Source organism: Amycolatopsis orientalis DSM 43388 (assembly GCF_000411975.1).
Lineage (GTDB): Bacteria > Actinomycetota > Actinomycetes > Mycobacteriales > Pseudonocardiaceae > Amycolatopsis > Amycolatopsis orientalis_D.
This window is the reverse complement of sequence record NZ_ASXG01000166.1, coordinates 16,547-35,036: the sequence shown is the minus strand read 5'-3', so window position 1 is coordinate 35,036 and position 18,490 is coordinate 16,547. Positions and strand designations below refer to the sequence as shown.

General features: G+C 70.0%; 14 protein-coding genes and 1 pseudogene. 9 read left to right on the top strand and 6 right to left on the bottom strand.

What is annotated here, in order from left to right:
* Entirely contained in the window at positions 1-1,695 is a 1,695-nt protein-coding gene (gcl, locus tag L942_RS34065) for a glyoxylate carboligase (protein ID WP_081655348.1), read from the top strand.
* A 48-nt stretch (positions 1,696-1,743) separates the two neighbouring features.
* Here the strand turns inward: gcl and L942_RS34060 are convergent, their stop codons facing one another.
* On the bottom strand, positions 1,744-2,550 hold the full coding sequence (locus L942_RS34060; protein ID WP_081655347.1) for a helix-turn-helix transcriptional regulator: 807 nt from the start codon (positions 2,548-2,550) through the stop codon (positions 1,744-1,746).
* Positions 2,551-2,594: 44 nt separating this feature from the next.
* Here L942_RS34060 and cmtR point away from each other — a divergent pair, with 44 nt between their 5' ends.
* The 3 genes from cmtR (at position 2,595) to L942_RS34045 (ending at position 4,603) form a co-directional block, all read left to right on the top strand.
* The gene (cmtR, locus tag L942_RS34055; RefSeq protein WP_037368167.1) at positions 2,595-2,921 is read left to right on the top strand and encodes a Cd(II)/Pb(II)-sensing metalloregulatory transcriptional regulator CmtR; all 327 of its coding nucleotides are present in this window, start codon (positions 2,595-2,597) and stop codon (positions 2,919-2,921) included.
* Positions 2,918-3,580 (top strand): cation transporter, encoded by a 663-nt coding sequence (locus tag L942_RS34050; RefSeq protein ID WP_051166445.1) that lies wholly within the window; start codon positions 2,918-2,920, stop codon positions 3,578-3,580. Before cmtR ends, L942_RS34050 begins: the two co-directional genes overlap by 4 nt.
* Before the next feature lie 282 nt (positions 3,581-3,862).
* Positions 3,863-4,603 (top strand): SDR family oxidoreductase, encoded by a 741-nt coding sequence (locus L942_RS34045; protein WP_037368416.1) that lies wholly within the window; start codon positions 3,863-3,865, stop codon positions 4,601-4,603.
* A gap of 590 nt (positions 4,604-5,193) precedes the next feature.
* On the opposite strand, the gene L942_RS34040 is transcribed toward L942_RS34045, so the two are convergent.
* Complete coding sequence (locus tag L942_RS34040; protein WP_081655346.1) at positions 5,194-5,829, bottom strand: hypothetical protein; 636 nt, start codon at positions 5,827-5,829, stop codon at positions 5,194-5,196.
* Positions 5,830-6,926: 1,097 nt separating this feature from the next.
* A complete protein-coding gene (locus L942_RS34035; RefSeq protein ID WP_037368166.1) occupies positions 6,927-7,385 on the bottom strand; it encodes a single-stranded DNA-binding protein in 459 nt (152 codons plus the stop codon).
* 444 nt (positions 7,386-7,829) lie between these two features.
* Here L942_RS34035 and L942_RS34030 point away from each other — a divergent pair, with 444 nt between their 5' ends.
* Positions 7,830-10,103, top strand: a complete 2,274-nt coding sequence (locus L942_RS34030; RefSeq protein ID WP_037368163.1) for a glycoside hydrolase family 15 protein — start codon at positions 7,830-7,832, stop codon at positions 10,101-10,103.
* A 433-nt stretch (positions 10,104-10,536) separates the two neighbouring features.
* Here L942_RS34030 and L942_RS45945 read toward each other — a convergent pair.
* Positions 10,537-10,926 (bottom strand): annotated as a pseudogene (locus L942_RS45945) (EamA family transporter); the annotation flags it as partial.
* 36 nt (positions 10,927-10,962) lie between these two features.
* Here L942_RS45945 and L942_RS34025 point away from each other — a divergent pair.
* Positions 10,963-11,523 carry a TetR/AcrR family transcriptional regulator gene (locus L942_RS34025; RefSeq protein ID WP_037368160.1) on the top strand — a complete coding sequence of 187 codons (561 nt, stop codon included), beginning with the start codon at positions 10,963-10,965 and terminating at the stop codon, positions 11,521-11,523.
* Between the two features lie 4 nt (positions 11,524-11,527).
* Here the strand turns inward: L942_RS34025 and L942_RS34020 are convergent, their stop codons facing one another.
* A complete protein-coding gene (locus L942_RS34020; protein WP_037368158.1) occupies positions 11,528-12,091 on the bottom strand; it encodes a CGNR zinc finger domain-containing protein in 564 nt (187 codons plus the stop codon).
* A gap of 103 nt (positions 12,092-12,194) precedes the next feature.
* On the opposite strand from L942_RS34020, the gene L942_RS34015 reads away from it, so the two are divergent.
* Positions 12,195-13,106 (top strand): pyridoxamine 5'-phosphate oxidase family protein, encoded by a 912-nt coding sequence (locus L942_RS34015; RefSeq protein ID WP_037368156.1) that lies wholly within the window; start codon positions 12,195-12,197, stop codon positions 13,104-13,106.
* A 14-nt stretch (positions 13,107-13,120) separates the two neighbouring features.
* On the top strand, positions 13,121-13,582 hold the full coding sequence (locus tag L942_RS34010) for a nuclear transport factor 2 family protein (protein ID WP_037368155.1): 462 nt from the start codon (positions 13,121-13,123) through the stop codon (positions 13,580-13,582).
* A gap of 88 nt (positions 13,583-13,670) precedes the next feature.
* On the opposite strand, the gene L942_RS34005 is transcribed toward L942_RS34010, so the two are convergent.
* Positions 13,671-15,062, bottom strand: coding sequence for an amino acid permease (locus tag L942_RS34005; RefSeq protein ID WP_037368153.1), 1,392 nt, complete (start codon positions 15,060-15,062; stop codon positions 13,671-13,673).
* 386 nt (positions 15,063-15,448) lie between these two features.
* On the opposite strand from L942_RS34005, the gene L942_RS34000 reads away from it, so the two are divergent.
* Positions 15,449-18,421: an arabinosyltransferase domain-containing protein gene (locus L942_RS34000; RefSeq protein ID WP_051166444.1), complete on the top strand. Its 2,973-nt coding sequence runs from the start codon at positions 15,449-15,451 to the stop codon at positions 18,419-18,421.
* The last annotated feature ends 69 nt before the right edge of the window (positions 18,422-18,490 follow it).

Below are 18,490 nucleotides of genomic sequence, written 5' to 3'. Positions count from 1 at the left end.
ATGGCCCGGGTCCCCGCTATGCAGGCAGTCGTCGACGTGCTGGTCGACGAAGGGATCGACGTCGCCTTCGGCTGTCCCGGCGCGGCGATCCTGCCGCTGTACGACGCGATGCAAGGACGCGGCATCGACCACCTGGTGGTCCGCCACGAAGAAGGCGCGACGCACATGGCCGACGGCTGGGCGCGCACCACCGGCAACGTCGGCGTCGCGATCGGCACGTCCGGTCCGGCGGGCACCAACATGATCACCGGCCTCTACACCGCGCACGCGGATTCCGTCCCGATCCTGTGCATCACCGGCCAGGCCGCGACGACGAAGCTGCACCAGGAAGCGTTCCAGGCGGTCGACATCGTCGAGATCGCGCGGCCGGTCACGAAATGGGCGGTCCAGGTGAAGGAAGCCGCGCAGCTGCCGTGGATCTTCCGCGAGGCGTTCCGGGTCGCGCGGTCCGGACGCCCCGGCCCGGTGCTCATCGACCTCCCCATCGACGTGCAGAAGCAGACGATCGAATGGGACTCGTCGATCGACTCGGCGCTGCCGGTGAGCACGGTCAAACCGTCTCCGGCGCGGGTGGAGCGGGCGCTCGACATGCTGCTCGCCGCGGAGCGCCCGCTGATCCTGGCCGGCGGCGGCGTCGTGCTCGGCGAGGCGAGCGACCCGCTGCGGCGGCTGGCGGAACGGCTGGGTGTCCCGGTCGGCGTCACGCTGATGGGCAAGGGCAGTTTCCCCGAGGACCACGAGCTGTTCGCCGGGATGGCGGGCATCCAGACGTCCCAGCGCTGGGCCAACGCCGCGTTCCTGGAGTCGGACCTGGTGCTGGCGCTGGGCGCGCGGTTCGGCGACCGGCACACCGGCGAGCTGTCGGTGTACCGGGGCGACCGGAAGTTCATCCACGTCGACATCGAGCCCACGCAGCTGGGCAAGGTGTTCGGACCGGACCTCGGCGTCGTGTCGGACACCCGCGAGTTCCTGGACGCGCTGCTGGCGGCGCTCGACAAGCGCAGCGCTCCGGCGCGGGACCGCGCGTGGGTCAAGCGGCTCGGCGACCTCAAGGCCGAGCTGCCGCGCAAGGAGGACTTCGACTGCACGCCGATCAAGGCGCCGCGGGTGTTCAAGGAACTCAACGAGTTCTACGGGCCGGAGACCTATTTCGTGACCGCGATCGGGCTGTACCAGATCTGGTCCGGGCAGTTCCAGCGCGCGCACCTGCCGCGGCACTACCAGGTCTGCGGCCAGGCCGGCCCGCTCGGCTGGGAGATCCCGGCGGCGATCGGGGTCAAGAAGGCCCGTCCGGACGCCGAGGTCGTGGGCGTGGTCGGCGACTACTCGTTTCAGTTCCTGGTCGAGGAGCTGGCGGTGGCCGCGCAGTACGACGTCGGGTTCGTGCTTGTCATGCTGAACAACGAGTACCTGGGCCTGATCCGCCAGTCCGAACTGCCGTACGAGATGAACTACCAGGTCGACATCCACTACGACGACCGCGGCACGGACAACGTGAAGATCATGGAGGCCTACGGGTGCTCCGGCACCCGCGTCGAGGACCCGGGCGAGATCCGGTCGTCGCTCGAGTGGGCGCGGAAGGAAGCCGAGCGCACCCGGCGGCCGGTGCTGGTCGAGATCATGATCGAACGCGAGGGCAACGCCGCGATGGGCGCCGCGCTGGACGCGGTGCGCGAGTTCGAAGCGGCCGACTGAACCGGAACCGGGCTGGGGCGACTCGTCGCTCCGGCCCGGTTTTCGTTGCTACTGCGCGGGAATCAGGTCGGCCAGGGACGCGAGCGCCTCGGCGTCCGGGCTGGCGGGGGTCGCGTGGAAGACCACCAGCTGCAGGCCGGCGGGGCCCGGGATGTCGAGTTTGTCGCTGTGCAGATCGAGATTTCCGACGGCTGGGTGGCGGAAACGGACGACGTGGCCGGTCCTCGGTTTGACGTCGTGCTGGGCCCACAGCTCACGGAAGCGGTCGCTGCGGGCAGTCAGCTCGGCGACGAGTTCGGTCGCCGAGGGATCGGCGAGGTCGGGGCCGAGGGCGGCGCGCAGGCCGGCGACGCCGTCGGCGGCCATCTGGTCCCAGTCACGGCGGAGTTCCCGCTCGGCCGGGTCGAGGAAGATCGCGCGAAGCAGGTTTCGGCCGGCCGCGTAGTTCGGCGAAACCGCGGCGGCGACGGGGTTCGCGGCGAGGACGTTGGTGAGCCGGTCCTGGACGTACGCCGGGTTGGTCGCCCAGGTGGAGATCAGTTCGACGATGCTGGCGGGAACGTGCGGCTCGGCTTTGGCGGGTTGCGCCGGGGCGGCGAGCTGATGCAGATGCTGACGGGCGGGCTCGTCCAGCCCCAGCGCCCGGGCGAGCGCGTCGAGCACCTGTGCGGATGGGTTCTGGTCGCGGCCCTGTTCGAGCCGGATGTAGTAGTCGCTGCTGATTCCGGCCAGGAGCGCGAGTTCCTCGCGGCGCAGTCCTCGCACGCGGCGTCGTCCGTTGACGGGCAGCCCGACGTCGGAAGGGGAGACCCGCTCTCGCCGAGCGCGGAGGAAGTCGCCGAGGAGGTTGTCCACTTCGCCAGTGTATTTGATTCAGCGACTGCTGTACTGTTTCGGCTGTGCTGACCTCCGAGACTCGCGAACTGGCGCTTGCCCGCCTCGGCAGGGCGCTGGCGGATCCCACGCGCTGCCGGATTCTCGTGGCGTTGCTGGACGGGGTCGTGTATCCGGCGCAGCTGGCCTCGGAGCTGGGGCTGAGCCGGTCGAATGTGTCGAACCATCTGGCGTGCTTGCGCGGGTGCGGGTTGGTGCTCGCGACGTACGAGGGGCGGCAGGTCCGGTACGCGATCGCGGACCCGCATCTCGCGCACGCCTTGGCGGAGTTGACCCAGGTGGTGTTGGCAATCGCGCCGACGGATGCGTGCGTGGAGGAGAAGGCGCGATGACCGATCCGGGCTGCGGCGCCGTCTCGTCTCCGGACGGTTGCGGTGTGACGGCGAGTCCTGCGCTCGGTCCCGAGCGGCGGGCGGTCTTGCGGCGGCGAGTGCGGTTGCTGGTCGCCGGGACGATCACCTACAACGTGGTCGAGGCGTTCGTCGCGGTGTCGGCGGGGACCATCGCGTCGTCGTCGGCACTCATCGCGTTCGGACTGGACTCGGTGGCCGAGGTGCTGTCGGCGGTCGCGGTGGCGTGGCAGTTCGCGAGTGCGGATCCGGAGCGTCGGGAGCGGGTGGCGCTGCGGGTGATCGCGGTGTCGTTCTTCCTGCTGTCGGCCTATGTCGCGGTCGATGCGGTGCGGTCCCTGTTCGGCGCTGCGGCTGCGCGTTCGGCAGTCGGGATCGTGCTCGCTGCGGTGTCCCTGGTCGTGATGCCGGTGCTTTCGGCCGCGCAACGCCGGGCCGGACGGGAACTCGGCTCGGCGAGCGCGGTCGCTGACTCGAAGCAGACGCTCCTCTGCACTTACCTCTCCGGCGTGCTGCTGGCCGGATTGCTGGTGAACGCGCTGTTCGGCTGGTACTGGGCGGACCCGATCGCGGCATTGGCGATCGCGGCGGTCGCGGTCCGCGAGGGGCTCGAAGCCTGGCGGGGCGAGCACTGCTGCTGATCGCGGGTCAGGCGGTGCTGGATCGCTCGCAAGGTCATGGCCAGTGCGATGAAGACGCTGATCAGCAGCAGTGCGGCGGCTAGGTCGCTCACCTTGGTGGGCCTTTCTCGGGTGGTGGTCTCGGAGCGAGCATGACGCCGCGCTCGGGCGGAGTTCGTCCGCACTCACGCTTCTTTGACTGCAGCCTGGCCGATGTTGATGCCGTGCCTGCCTCTCGACGGATTCGGACACGTGTCCGGTAAGCTATCCGGACACGTGTCCGAATGAATGGCAGGGGTGGAAATGTCAGGTGTGACGGGGAAGGTCGTGGCCATCACCGGAGCGAGCAGCGGGATCGGCGAGGCGACCGCACGCCTGCTCGCCGAACGAGGCGCGGCTGTCGTTCTGGGTGCTCGGCGTCGGGAACGGCTGGAAACGCTGGTCACGGAGATCCGCGACAGGGGTGGGCGTGCCGTCGCGGGTGTCACCGACGTGACCCAACGCGCGGACCTGGACCGGCTCGTGCAACGGGCGGTCGAGGAATTCGGGCAGCTCGACGTGCTGATCGGCAATGCCGGAATCGCCAAGCTGGGCCCGGTGGCGGAGGGGGATGTCGAGGGCTGGTCGGCGATGATCGACGTCAACGTTCGTGGCGTGCTGCACGGGATCGCGGCCGCGTTGCCGGTGTTCCGGCGGCAGGGGCGGGGCCATCTGGTGACCACGGTGTCGACGTCCGGGTTGAAAATCGTGCCAGGGCAGGCGGTTTACGCCGGGACGAAGAACGCGGTGCGGACGATTCTGGAGGCGCTCCGCCAGGAGTCCACGGATGGTGTCCTCCGGACGACGACGGTGTCGCCGGGCTTCGTCCGGACGGAGCTGGCGGATTCGATCGACGATCCGGCGGAGCGGGAGCGGACCCAGCGCCGGTTCGAGGAATTCGCCCTCGACCCGGCCGCGGTGGCGAGGGCGATCGCGTTCGCGATCGAGCAGCCGGAGGACGTGGAGATCGGGGACATCACGATCCGGCCGACGGTGCAGAACTAGTTCGCCCGCCCCGGGCTTGTCGCCGCCACGGACTCTGGCCACTACCAGACCGACAGTCGCCACATGCGTGGACCTCGGCCGCCGCAGACGTCTGGCCGCCAGAATACCGTTTGCTCCCAATGCTTTCGGTCATTTGCCCGGCCCGTGCTTGTCGCCGCTACGGACTCCGGCCACTGCCAGCCCGACAGCCGCCACAAGCCTGGACCACCGGTCGCCACGGTCCCCTTCGGGCTCACAAACCTCCGGCCACCACGAACCACCGCCCGGAGTCTTTTCGCGTCACGAACCTCGGCTATGACAAGCCCTTCGCCCGCCGCGACCCTCCCGACCTGACCGTGACGGCTGAACGTTGTCAGGACTAACGGGCATTGTGGTGCTGGAGGTGTCCGGCGAGGAAAAGATCCAAGGCAGCCAACCGTCGTTGGCCGCGAAGCGATCTGTGGCATCCGACGGGTTGCGGTGCCGAAGGTCGATCGTGGGGTATGGCGAGTGTCCAGCGGTTCGCGACGAAGCTGAGCGCGGGTCCTGAACCGTCCGGCCGCGCAGCCCAAGTGGAGCGGTTCGATCTGTGCTGGGGTGGCTGATGGAGGTCAGAGGCAGGGCGGCTGGTAGCCGTCGATGAGAAGTTCGCGGAAGTCGAGGCGGTTGGGGGTCTTGCCGACGAACACCAGGCCGCGGGCCTCGCTCAGGGCGGAGGCGAACGAGTACTGCGGCTGGCCCAATTCGGGGAGCCAGGTCCAGGCGTCGGGGTCGAAGGGGAAGAACGCCCGGACCAGGCGGCCGCCGGTCGAGGGGATGCGGGTGAGCCATTTGTCGCCGCCACTCCAATGGGAGGCGGGGCGCAACTGGACGTAGAAGTCTTCGTCAGCGGCGTAGGTCATCCAGAATCCGGAGGAATGGCTGAGGTCGGTCTGGGCGTCGAACTGGTTGCCCAGCCAGACGACGGCCACGTGCCATTCGTTGTTCTGGAACACGATCTTGGCCGCGTAGCGGTCGCCCTCCGGGACGAGAAGGCTTCCGGTGGGCGGGACGGTCGTGCCTTCGCCGCTGGCCAGCCACTTCTGCAGCCGGTTGATCGACGGGGTGCTGCATTCGTCCTGCACGCTCTCACGGGCGTGCCCGGCGGGCGTGGCCTGCGCCGCCGGCACGGACAGCGGAGCCAGCAGCAGCACGGAAATCGCGCCGAGGACTGGGATTCCGGCCTTGGTCCGGCGAGATGCGGGCATGATTCGGAAGCTATCAGCGGAATTCAGGGCCGGTCAGGGCCGATAGTCGGCTTCTGGGTGAGTGGTATGGACCTTTCGAGAAAAGGACCAGACCACACGCCGCGGCCGGGCGTGTGCGGCTGGCCGGCTCGGGGACGGTCGCCCGGTGTCGCGGGCGCGCAGTCCTGCGACACCGCGAGGGCATGGCCAGGCTTGTGGTCGCGCCCCGCAGCCATGCCGCATGCGGTGCGGCCTGGCCTGCTGTCATATCGCGCAGCCGAGTCTGCGTGCGCGGCTACGCGCCGTGTGGCCACGTCGCGCAGGCAAGTCTGCATGCGCGGCTGCTCGCCCTGGGGCCACGTCACGCAGCCGAGTCTGCTTGCGCGGCTGCTCGGCCTTGGGCCACGTTGCGCAGGCAAGTCCGCGTGCGCGGCTGCTCGGCCTGGGGCCACGTTGCGCCGCCAGCTCCCGCGAGTGTGGCGGCTTGGCCCGTGGTTGCGCCGGACAGCCGGTGCCGCGTGGGCTGCCGTCCGGTGCCAGCGCATCGCAAGGCCGGTCTCCGCGAGTGCTGCGGCCCGCCTGCCGTCATGCGCGCCGCCAAGTCGGTGCGCGGCGTCTCGCTGTGTGGTCGCGTCGCGCAGGCGAGACCGTGTGCGCGGCCTGTGTCCGCGTCGCGCAGGCAAGTCCGTCTGCGCGACTGCCCGCCCTGTGGTCACGTCGCGCTGCCAGGTCCGTGTGCGCGGCTGCGCGCTGTGCGGCCGCGTCGCGCCGCCAAGTCCACGCGCGTGGCTGGCCGCGTCGGGCAGTCGGTTCCCGCGAGTGCGGCGGGTTGGCCCAAGGGCGCGTCGGACTGCCGGTGCTGCGCGCGTGGGGCCTCGGGAGGTCGCGGCTTCAGCCAGGCGCGACCTCCCGAGGTAGACAAGCCGGACCGGCCGCCGGGGCCGTCGCCTCGCCGGGCGGGCTTTCCGCCGGAGGCCGACATCAGCTGTGCACCGGGCCGAGGCCCGTCCGACAGCCGGGGCGACGGTGCCTCGCCGGCGGGCGGGGGCGATGTCGGCCTCGGTCACCGGGATGGCGGTCGGCCGGGTCGGCAGCGGCTCGCTGCTGCACCACGAAGCTCAGAAAGGCGGCTCCTCACTCGCGCCGACCGCGGCGGGCACCGGGGCAGCGCCCCAGGCATCTCCGCCTGGTCCGGTCGTTTCGCCAGAGTTGCGGCTGACCTTGGTGACCCTGGCGGTGGCATACCGCAGCGACGGTCCGATCTCGTCCACCTGCAGTTCGACCACGGTGCGCTTCTCGCCCTCTTTGGTCTCGAACGACCGTTGCACCAGACGTCCGGTGACGATGACCCGTGCGCCCCGCGTGAGGCTTTCCGCTACATTTTCCGCGGCTTGCCGCCAGATGCTGCACCTGAGGAACAGCGGCTCGCCGTCTTTCCACTCGCCGGATTGCCGGTCTAGCGTGCGAGGTGTCGACGCGACGGTGAAATTCGCGACTGCCGCACCGGACGGCGTGAACCGCAGCTCCGGGTCCGAAGTCAGATTTCCGACCACCGTGAGGACAGTTTCTCCAGCCATGCTCAAACTCCCTGCTCTTGTGTCGCCGGATGACGACGATTCTGAGGATCTATTTCCGTCGATGAAAGGGCTCAGTGGCCGCCGGATGGGGAAGGCGGCCGAGCCGGAGGGTCCTTGAGTCGCTGTCGTGGTCTGAGCGATCTCCAGCTAAAGCGGAGAATGGCGGCGCTGCGGTGTAGGCGGGCGGCATGCCTCAGCGGTCGCTCGGGACCGGACGGGGTGAAGGTGGGCACCGGCTCGGGAGGCAGGTTGCCGACGGCGGTTCCGGTCATGGGTGACGCTCCTCTGTTCAGTGCAGGCCCGGGGCGGGAACCGCTTCGGGAACCAGGAGACCATCCGGGTACGACAGTTTTCGGGGCTTCGCGGTCACTCCATCGGGTGGAGTGCCAGAACAGCGCGGTTCCCGCCGTTCGGCTGTTGTTCCGCGGAGGCGCGGCGGGCAGCATGAGCGGCATGGCTGGCGGGAAGTGGGGACGGGCGGCGGCGGTGGTCGCTGTGGTCGGGATTTCGGTGGTGGGGCAGGGGATCGCACCCGCGGAGGTGGGGGCGAAGTCCGGTCCGGCGGCGGGACGCAGCGCGGCAGGAGGGTCACCGGGAGACTGCTGCGGCGGGCCGTCATCTTGGACAACCGGGGATAAATCCGCCCTCGGGACCGCTGCGGGAACAGCGAGTCCGGTGTGGTTCACCGTCGCGAAGGGCGTCACGTCGGAGGTGTTCGATCCCCGCGCCGACGTGGCCAACATGCAAGACATGCAGTACGTCGTCACCGACGGCAAGTCCTTTGTGGACCTGGAGCGCGACGCGACGGACCACGTCGTCTCGATGCCGGACGAGAAGGCGCTCGAGTACACCGTCACGAACACCGCCAAGAACGGACGCTACCGGATCACGACGACGTATGTCACCGACTCTGGGCGGCCAACGCTCTTGACCCGGACCCGATTTCAGTCGCTCGACGGCGGGCAGTATCAGGTTTACCTGCTGGCGAATCCGTCAATGGCGGGCGGCGCGGCGAACGACACGGCGGCTTGGGACGGGACCGGGCTGACGGCCAGCGGGACGGAGGATTTGTTCGGGGCCCGGACGACCGTGGCGTCGGCGTTGCGGGCGTCGACCGGGTTTGTCGCGCACGACAACGGATATTCCGGCGCCGCGAGCGATTGCCTGGTAGACTTGCGGGCACATCAACGTCTTACGAATCAATTCGATTCCACCGATCACGGCAACGTAGTCCAATGTGGACAGGTTCCCGTCGGGCAGGACACGACGTTCTCGGTCGCGCTCGGGTACGGCGGCGACGCCCAGGGCGCGGCGGCGGCCGCGGACGGATCGCTGGCGAGCGGATTCGGCAATCTCGAGCAAGCGTATCGACGCGGTTGGGAGGAGTATGTCGGCAGCCTGAAGGCGGTGCCGGGCAGTGTGGCGGGCGACGAGCGGCAGCGGCGGGCGTATTACGTCGCGCTGATGGCGTTGCACGCGGCGGAGGACAAAGCGCATCGCGGCGCGAGTGTCGCGGGGCTGGCCACGCCGTGGGGCGACGTCGTGAACGGCGACGCGCTCAACGACGGGTACCACCGGGTGTGGGGCCGCGACCTGTACCAGCAGGCGACCGGACTCCTCGCGGCGGGCGACACGGCGCAGGCGAAGCGGATGGCGCAGTTCCTGTGGTCCTCGCAGTGGGTTTCCGCGCCGACGCAAGGCGACGGGACCACCTACCCGGCCGGTGCGTTTCCGCGGTACAGCCCGGTGAGCGGGGTCCAGGGGGCCACGCCGCAGCAACTCGGCTGCTGTGAACAGCTCGACCAGGATTCCGACGCGATCATGCTCGCCTGGATGACCGGTCTGACCGACGCGGCGACGTATGCGCGGGTCAAGGTGACGGCGGAGCACATCCGCACGAGCGGGCCCGCGACGACGGAGCGGTGGGAAGAGCAGTACGGCCGGTCCCCGTCGTCGATCGCGGCGGAGGTCGCCGGGCTCGTCACGGCCGGGGCGATCGCGCGGGCGAACGGCGATCCGGCGGCGGCGCAGCAGTGGGAGTCCACCGCGGACTCGTGGCGGGCGCAGCTCGACAGCTGGACGCGGACGACAACCGGATACTGGGGCGGCCACACCTATTACGAGCGGATCGACAAGGGAACCGACCCGAACGACACCGGGCAGATCTGTTTCGACGAAGGGTGTTTCTACGAACACGACGTCGTCGACTTCGGCTTCCTCGACCTCGTCCGCCTCGGGCTTCGCGCACCGGCGGACCCCGAGGTCGCCGAGTCGCTGGCGCCGACCGCGGCGGCCCGGGACGGCAACGCGCCGATGCAGGTGACGACCCCGGACGGCGACATCTACTTCCACCGCTACCCGCACGACAACTACGGCGAGAGCACCACGGCCTGCACCGGCTGGCCGGCGAACGGGCCGCAGCGGTTCGGGCGGCTCTGGCCGGTGCTGTCCGGCGAGCGCGGCGAGTACGAACTGGCCAACGGACGTTCCGCGGCGGTGTACGTGAAGTCGATGGCGGACGCGGCGAACGACGGCTACTTCATTCCCGAGCAGGTGTGGGATCGCGCCGACGCCGCGTGCTTCGGGCTGGGCCGGCCGACCGGGAGCGCGGGGCCGCTGATGTGGGCGGAAGGCCAGTACCTCCGGCTCGCGCAGAACATGGCCGCGGGGAAGAACCTGGAGACTCCTGAGGTGGTCCGGCAGCGCTACGGGAACTGACCCGGCCGTTGGCGACGACGGCCGCGACCAGCGCCGGGCCGAGCCCCACGCCGGTCAGCACGGTGAACGGCTCGCCGAACAGCACCGTGCCCCAGACCGACGTGACCGGCGCGATCAGGAACATCAGGCTGTTCACCGCGGTCATGCCGATCCGCCCGACGAGCAGCCAGTACAACCCGTATCCGCCGAAGGTCGCCAGCACGATCAACCACGTCATGGCGAACCAGAAATGCCCGGACGCGGGCGGGATCGCGCTGCCGGTCGCCACCGCCGAGGTGGCGCAATGGACGGCCAGCGCACGCATCGGGGGAGCGGGGACGGGAGCCCGGCGTTCGAGCACGGTAGAGGCGACGAGACCGAGCATCCCGGCGAACGGGATCAGGTACGCCCAGGCCGGGGCGTGCGAAGCGGCGTCCGACCAGCTGACCAGGACCACTCCGACCAGACCCAGCGCGAGTCCGGCCCACTGCCGTCCGGTCGCGGCGACGCCCAGCAGCGGACCGGCGAGCGCGGCGGCGACCAGGGGCTGCACGCCGTCGATGAGCGCGGTCGTGCCGGTGCTGACGCCTTCGCCGATCGCCCAGTACACGGTGAGCAGGTAGCCCGACTGGGACAGCAGGCCGATCAGCACGTGCCTGCCCAGCTCGCGCGTCGTGCCGAAGCGCAGAAAGGGGGCCAGCAGCAGGGCCAGCGGCAGAAACCGCCACATCAGCACGGTCGGCACGGCCGCGTCCGCCGCGCCGAGCTTCGCGCCGATGAACCCGGACGACCAGCACCCCACGAACAGGATCGCCGCCCCGACTATACCGATCTGTTTACCCATGGCCCCGGACTATACAGATCGGTATACACTGGGGCCATGGCGATCGACTGGACCCCGAAGGCGCAAGCGGTGCTGGCCGCCGCGTCGGAACTGTTCTACGAGCGCGGGATCCACGCGGTCGGCGTCGACGTCATCGCGGCGAAGGCGGGCGTCACCAAGAAGACGCTCTACGACCGGTTCGGGTCCAAGGACCGGCTGGTCGTGGAGTATTTGTCCGCCCGCGACGCACGTTGGCGTGAGTTTCTGGGCGAGCGGCTGGAAAAGGCCGGTGCGGACCCGCGGGACCGGCTCGTGGCGGCGTTCGACGCGTCCGCGGAGTGGGCGAAAAGGTACGGCGGCAAGGGCTGCAGCATGATCAACGCGCACGCGGAGATCAGCGATCCGGCGCATCCGGCGTACGCGGTGGTGACCGAAAGCAAGCGGTGGATGCTCGGCGTTTTCGCCGAATTGGCCGAATCGGCGGGCGTTTCGGATCCGCACCGGGTGGCCGAGCAGATCATGCTGCTGCACGAGGGTGCGGTCGTGATGGCCGGAATGCGGGTCGCCCAGAACGTCTTCGCGCGCGCGGCGGAAACGGCGGTGGTGCTGCTGGGCTGAACCGTCAGCGCGCCGAGCGGATCTTCTCGTAGTGCCGGGCGGCGCGCGCTCGGTTGCCGCAGGCGACGGAGCACCACTCGCGACGCGGATGCGTCTTCATGAAGTAGAGCACGCAGCCCGGCGCGTAACAGGCGCGCAGCTTCGCGGCGTCCGGCCCGCCCAGCAGGGCGATCGATTCCTGGGCCACGCCGGCGAGCCCGGTGACGATCGGCGAAGCGCCGCGCGAGGAAGTTGCTTGAAGTTTTCCGGCCGCAACGGTCAATTGGGGGACCGGCAAGTGGGTCACCAGCTCGTTGAGGTCGCCGAGGGCGGTGTCCAGGTCGACGGCCGGGGGCTGCCGGTCGTCGGCGGTGACCTGCGCGGCGAGGCGGCGGACGGCGTCGCGGAGCCGGCGTGCCAGCGCGAGTTCGGAGCTGGACGAGTGCCGCGAGCCGCGTTCGAGGCCGACGTCGTCGAGCCACGCGTCGAGGTCTTCGCGCGTGCGGAGGTCGTCGTGGAGCCCGCTCGTGTCGGCCCAGACGGTCGCCATCAGGCGGACCGGCACGACCTCCTCCGGCAGCATCCCCATGCCGGGACCGTATCACGGATGGAACGGGTTGCATCCGTGAGAACCGGCTGCTACAACTTCTCACGGAACCTCACGGGATTACCCGTGAGAAAGGGAGGGTGTCATGAACCTGGCGATCCAGCAGCCGTTCCACGCTGGCGAGCTGGCGGTCCAGCGCGAGGCGGGAGTCGAACGGCAGGCCGCGCGGCTGTCCCGGATGGCCGAGCGTGCCGGGATTTCCGAGGGAATGGCGGGGTTCCTGGCCGAGCGGACGTTCCTGGTCGTGACCGGACGCTCGGCGGACGGGCGGCTGTGGACGTCGCCGATCGTCGGCCCGCCCGGTTTTCTGGAATCCGCGTCAGTGACGACGCTCGCGATCCACCGCACGATTCCGGAGGGCGATCCGCTGCACGGGCTTCCGGCCGGGCAGGTGCTCGGCATGACGAGCGTGGAGTTCGCCACCCGCCGCCGGGTCCGGATCAACGGCAGTCTGAAAACCGCGGCGCAGGACCACCTGATCGTGGAGGTCGAGCAGGCGTACGGCAACTGCCCGCAGTACATCCAGCAACGGGTACTCGCCACCGACGTCGAGCCGGCGCACCAGTCGCAAGAACGCGCTGAGTTGTGCCCGGGATGCACCGAGCTGATTCGAGAAGCCGACACGTTCTTCCTCGGCACCATCAACCCCGCCCACGGCGCGGACGCGTCCCACCGCGGCGGCGCGCCCGGTTTCGTCCGGGTCGAGGGAAACGCCTTGTGGTGGCCCGATTATCCCGGCAACAACCTCTTCAACAGCCTTGGCAACCTGGCCGCGAACCCGGAAGCCGCGCTGCTTTTCTTCGACTTCGCCACCGGCCGGATCCTGCAGATCTCCGGCACCGCCTCGATCGAATGGGGCGAAGCGGGCCGGTCCGGCGACGATGGCTGCACCGGCCGGATCGTCCGGTTCGAAGTGCAGCGGGTCGTGTCCGGTCGCCCGGTGGCGCGGCAGGTCACGCACTCGCCGTATCCGCGCAATCCGCGGCTCATCCAGTGAAAGGAACCCCTGCCATGACCGAATCGCGGCCGCCGTTCCCGCCGTTCGACCTGTCCGCCGCGCTGTGGAAAGTCCAAGCCGCCGAGGACGCGTGGAACACGCGCGACCCGGAGAAGGTGGCGCTCGCGTACACGCCGGATTCCGTGTGGCACAACCGCGGTACGCACCTGGTCGGCCGAGCCGCGATCGTCGAGTTCCTCACCGCGAAGTGGGAACGCGAGCAGGATTACGCGCTGCGCAAAGGACTGTGGGGCTTCCGGGAGAACCGCATCGCGGTCCGCTTCCAATACGAGAGCCGCGACGCGGACGGGCAATGGTGGCGCAGCTACGGCAACGAACTGTGGGAGTTCGCCGACAACGGCCTGATGAGCCGGCGCGAGGCGTCGATCAACGACCGGCGGATCGAAGAGGCGCAGCGGCGCATCTTCGGGCCGCGGCCGCAGGCCGAGCACGGAGTCGACTTCCCGTTGTGGTGAAAGAAAAACCCGGCCGCCTCCCCGGGAGTGCCGGAGAGGCGGCCGGGCCGGTGCCGCGTTCGCGGGGATGGGAGAACGCGGGCTCCGCTCAGGCGCCGGTGCGCGCCTGCCGTTTGCGGGACACCAGCCGCCAGCCGACGGCGAGCACCACGACGATCGCCGGGATCGAGTAGAACGCGATCTTCTCGGCTCCGTCGGAGAATCCCATCAGCACCACGACCAGCAGGAGGAATCCGAGCGTGGCCCAGCCGGTGTACGGCGCGCCGGGCATGCGATAGCTCGGCCGCTCCAGTTCGCCGCGCAACGCCGCCTGGCGCATGCGCATCTGCGAGAACACCAGGGTCGCCCAGGTCGCGACCACGCCGAGCGAGGCGATCGCGGTGGCGATGTCGAACGCCTCCGAAGGCACGATGTAGTTCAGCACCACGCCGAGCACGTAGGCGACGGACGTGAAGAGAATCCCGCCGTAGGGCACGTGCCGCGAGTTCATCTTGCCGACGAACTTCGGCGCTTCGCCCTCGTCGGCGAGCGCGCGGAGGATGCGGCCGGTGGAGTACAGCCCCGAGTTGCACGAGGACAGCGCGGCGGTGAGGACGACGGCGTTCATCACGTCGCCGATGCCGCCGATCCCGAGGCGCGAGAACACCGTGACGAACGGGCTTTCGCCGCCGTTGTAGAACGGCCACGGCAGCAGCATCGCCAGCAGCAGCACCGAACCCACGTAGAAGACGCCGATCCGCCACACGACGCCGTTGATCGCCTTCGGCAGCACCTTGCGCGCGTCCTTGGTCTCGCCGGCCGCGATGCCGACGACCTCGATCGCGGAGTAGGCGAACACGACCGCCTGCAGCGTCATCAGCGCGATGCCGACGCCCGCCGGGAAGAACCCGCCGTGGTTGGTCAGGTTGTGCACGCCGGCGGTGGTGCCGCCGATGTTCGCGCCGGTGAACACGAGCCCGAGCGCGGTCACCAGGAACACGATGATCGCGAGGACCTTGACCACGGAGAACCAGAACTCCAGTTCCCCGAACAGCTTCACGCTGAGCAGGTTGACCGCCATCAGCACGCCGAGCGCGACCAGCGCGGTGATCCACTGCGGCACGTCCGGCAGCCACTTGTGCACGTAGATCGCGACCGCGGTGATCTCCGCGATCCCGGTCATCGCCCAGTTCAGCCAGTACATCCAGCCGGACACGAACCCGGCCCACGGCCCGATGAACTTCCGGGCGTAGGTGACGAAACTGCCGGAGCTGGGCTGGTGCAGCACGAGCTCGCCGAGCGCCCGCATCACGAAGTAGGCCGCGATGCCGCACAGCGCGTAGGAAAGGACCAGCGACGGTCCCGCCGTGTGGAGCCGCCCGCCCGCGCCGAGGAAGAGCCCGACCCCGATCGCCCCGCCGATCGCGATCATCTGCACCTGGCGGTTGCCCAGTGCTTTCGTGTAGTTGTCGCCCTCTTTGGCGACCACTGTGGATTCCATGGTTGCGTGACGCTAGCGGTAGCGGGCCGCGTGACGCAGCACACCTAGGCTGGACTTAAGGTGTGCTCCAGATCACCGTGGAGGAACCGGGTAAATCGGGCGGACCCCGTTTGACTTCCGGAAATCGCGCTGGAGCTGCGCGGATGTCCACCGTGGACGGTGCCTGCCGAGACTTTCGGGCAGCCGCGGGGGATCTGCAGGGTATCCGGGGGAGAAGAGCGCGGACCAGGCCGCGGCGGCGCCGGACCGGCCGATGTTCCACAGTGGACGGAAGCGCCGCGGCTGCCGCTCGGCGGCTGATCCCGCCAGGCTCGCATACCGGGCGATCCGGTCGGCTCGCGGGCCGCTTCACGGCGGAGACACGCGGAAACACTAAACTCCGCGCGGTGCCGACCCCAGATTCCGACCCCACCGCGCACGGGAAAGCCGGCGATCGTTGGCTCGTCATCGGGCTTGGGCTCCTCGCCGCCCTGACCGCGGTGCTGTTCACCGTGGCGCCGGTGAACACCGACACGACGACGTACCGCTGGAACGGGGCGCAGGACACCGCACTCCCGTTGTATCCGTACCACCCGGCCAGAATGGACGCGACCGTCCGCTGCGCCGACCCGGACGGGCTGGTGCTGGCGACCGCGCCGCCGGGAAACAAGCTGGGCGCGCAGCCCCTCGGCGGCGCGCTCGAGATCCGCGCGGTCAACGGCACGGTCACCGCGAAACTCGGCGACAAAGAACTGCTGCGCCGGCCGGTCAGCGGCGATTGCAAGCTGACCGTCCACGTCGACGGCCAAGGCACGACTGTCGGGACCGCGAGGACCACGGCAAGGCCGAACGTCACCGGCCTGTACACCGAACACCCGGGCGCGGCGTCCGCGCAGGTCGAACCGGACACCCGGTGGGTCAGCACGCCGAGCGTGCTCAAGGTCGTGCTCGGCGTGGTGTCGGCGCTCGCGCTGGTCGGCATGATCGTGCTGCTGATCCGGCGCGACCGGCGCGTCGCACGACGGGTCCGGCTGCTTCCTCGGCGCGGGTGGGTGCCGCGGCCGGCGGACTTGGCGGTGACCGCGGTGCTCGGAGTCTGGGCCGTCGTCGGTGCGCTCACAGTGGACGACGGGTACATCTCGACCATGCTGCGCGCTCGCGAGGCGAGCGGGTTCACCGGCAATTACTTCCGCTGGTTCAACGCGCCGGAAGCACCGTGGGGCTGGTACTACGAGCTGTACGCGCTGCTCGGCCGCGTAACGCCGGCCATGGTGTGGATGCGGTTGCCGTCGGTGCTGCTGGGGCTGGCGTCGTGGTTCCTGATCGATCGGTTCGTGCTGCCGCGGCTGGTCGACCGGCGGGGCCGCTGGACCCGCTGGGCGGCCGCGGCGCTGTTCCTGGCCTGGTACCTGGCCTTCGACGTCGGACTGCGGCCGGAGCCCTGGATCGTGTTCGGCACGCTGGCGGCGTTCGCACTGGTCGAGCGCGCGGTGGCGACCGGTGCGGTGGCGCCGGTCGCGGTCGGGCTGGTCGTCGCCGGGGCCACCGCGACGACGAACCCGCTGGGGATCGCGGCATTTCTCCCGTTCGTCGCCGCCGTGCGTCCTCTCGTCCGGCTGGCGCGCAGGCGTGCCGACATCCGGGTGCTCGGTGCGATCGCGGTGGTCGCCGGCGCCGCGGGCAGCGCACTGCTGACCGCGTTCTACGACCAGCCGCTGAGCGCCGTCCTGGAGTCGACCGCCGTCCGCCAGCAGATCGGCCCGGATCTCCCGTGGCAGAGCGAAATCGCCCGGTACACCACATTGCTTGACCCGTCGGTGGTCGAGGGCGCGCTGAACCGCCGGGTGCCGGTGCTGCTGATGCTCCTGGCGATGGCGCTGACGGCCGGGCTGCTGATCTGGCGCCGCGCTCCGGGACTGGCGGTCGGGCCCGCCCGCCGGATGGTCGTCGCCAGTGTCCTGTGCCTCGTCGTGCTCGCGTTCACGCCGACGAAGTGGACGCACCACTTCGGTGCGCTGGCCGGATTCGGCACGGTCGTAATTGCCATGCTGGTGCACACGGTCGCCCGCGGTGCGCTGTCGTCGGTCTGGGCCCGCGCGGCGGCGCTAGGCCTGGTCGCGGCGACGACGTGGCTGGCCTGGTCCTCGCCGAACCGGTGGTGGATGCAGTCCGCTTACGACGTGCGCTGGGGCGATTCCGTCCCCGCGGTGAAGGGCGTGCGGCTGGCCGACGTGGCTCTCTGGGCCGGGCTGGCGGTCGCGCTCGCGGGCGTGGCCGTCGGCGCTTGGCGGGCCGCGAAAGGGCGGCCCGGCGTGCCGCGCTGGCTGCCGACGTCCGGCTGGGTGATCGTCGCGGTGGCGGCCGCGACGGTGGCGGTCGAGGTGGTCGGGCAGGCCCAAGCGGTGAAGCTGCGCTGGGACACCTACTCCGTCGGCCGGTCGAACCTGGCCTCGCTCGGCCTCGCCGCCAGTGCCGGGAATGCCGGGAACGCCTGCGGCGTCGAGGACTGGCTGGACGTCGAGCCGGACATCGGCGCCGGCGTGCTCCGGCCGTCCACTCCGGCTTCGGCCGAAGGGTTCGCGATGAACACCGCGTTCCCGCCGGACTCCGCGCCGCGAGCCCCGTACGGCACCGATCCGGCGCATCCGGCGTGGAGCTCCTACCGTTCTGGGACCGGCACGCTCGCCACCGGGTGGTACGACTTGCCGGCCGACGTCGCGTCGAAGGATTCGGCCCCGGTCGTGGTTTCCCTTGCCGGAAAAGGGAAAGTACAGGTGACGGTGGAGTTCGCGAAAGCGGACGGGACCGTGCTGTCGGCGGTGAAGACCAAGGCGGACGACAGCGGGAAGTGGAGTGACGCGCGCTTCGACCCCCGCTGGCAGGCTCCGGGGGCGCAACGGGTCCGGGTCGTCGCACGGGACGCGGAGCCCGGCCCGTCGGGCTGGGTCGCGGTCACCGCACCCCGGATTCCGCGGCTGGTGCCGTTGACGGACGAGATTCCCCGCAGCGAGCCGGTTACGTTGGACTGGACCAACGCGTTCATCCTGCCGTGCCGGACGCCGGCCGCCCTGGCGAACGGGATCGTGCAACCGGTCCGCTACCGGTTCGCCCCGGGGCCGGACGCGCAGTCGCTGGCCGGGGTTTCCTACTCGGCCGATGCCGGAGGGCCATACGTGCCGCTGTTCGCCGACGCGACGGCTGTCGAAGTGCCGACGTACCTTCGCGGCGACAAACTCCGTGAGCCAGTCGCGGTGTACCGGTTCGATTACCCGGTCGCGATGCGAGGACTGAGCGTCGAGCACAGCACCCGGTCCACGTCCGGGCTCGCGAAGCAGACGGCGGTGCTCGACGCGGACGCGGCACACGGGGGCAGCGGGTAGCCCGGACGAGGTTTCGCGGGGGTATCGGCCCCCGCGGACCTGCTGGCCGGGATCAGCGAGGCGGGTGCC

Bases quoted from the DNA above. Each gene is read 5' to 3' on its own strand.
- gcl (WP_081655348.1), top strand. From the start codon at position 1: ATGGCCCGGGTCCCCGCTATGCAGGCAGTCGTCGACGTGCTGGTCGAC.
- L942_RS34050 (WP_051166445.1), top strand. From the start codon at position 2,918: ATGACCGATCCGGGCTGCGGCGCCGTCTCGTCTCCGGACGGTTGCGGT.
- L942_RS34045 (WP_037368416.1), top strand. From the start codon at position 3,863: ATGTCAGGTGTGACGGGGAAGGTCGTGGCCATCACCGGAGCGAGCAGC.
- L942_RS34040 (WP_081655346.1), bottom strand. From the start codon at position 5,829: ATGCCCGCATCTCGCCGGACCAAGGCCGGAATCCCAGTCCTCGGCGCG.
- L942_RS34035 (WP_037368166.1), bottom strand. From the start codon at position 7,385: ATGGCTGGAGAAACTGTCCTCACGGTGGTCGGAAATCTGACTTCGGAC.
- L942_RS34030 (WP_037368163.1), top strand. From the start codon at position 7,830: ATGAGCGGCATGGCTGGCGGGAAGTGGGGACGGGCGGCGGCGGTGGTC.
- L942_RS34025 (WP_037368160.1), top strand. From the start codon at position 10,963: ATGGCGATCGACTGGACCCCGAAGGCGCAAGCGGTGCTGGCCGCCGCG.
- L942_RS34020 (WP_037368158.1), bottom strand. From the start codon at position 12,091: ATGGGGATGCTGCCGGAGGAGGTCGTGCCGGTCCGCCTGATGGCGACC.
- L942_RS34015 (WP_037368156.1), top strand. From the start codon at position 12,195: ATGAACCTGGCGATCCAGCAGCCGTTCCACGCTGGCGAGCTGGCGGTC.
- L942_RS34010 (WP_037368155.1), top strand. From the start codon at position 13,121: ATGACCGAATCGCGGCCGCCGTTCCCGCCGTTCGACCTGTCCGCCGCG.
- L942_RS34005 (WP_037368153.1), bottom strand. From the start codon at position 15,062: ATGGAATCCACAGTGGTCGCCAAAGAGGGCGACAACTACACGAAAGCA.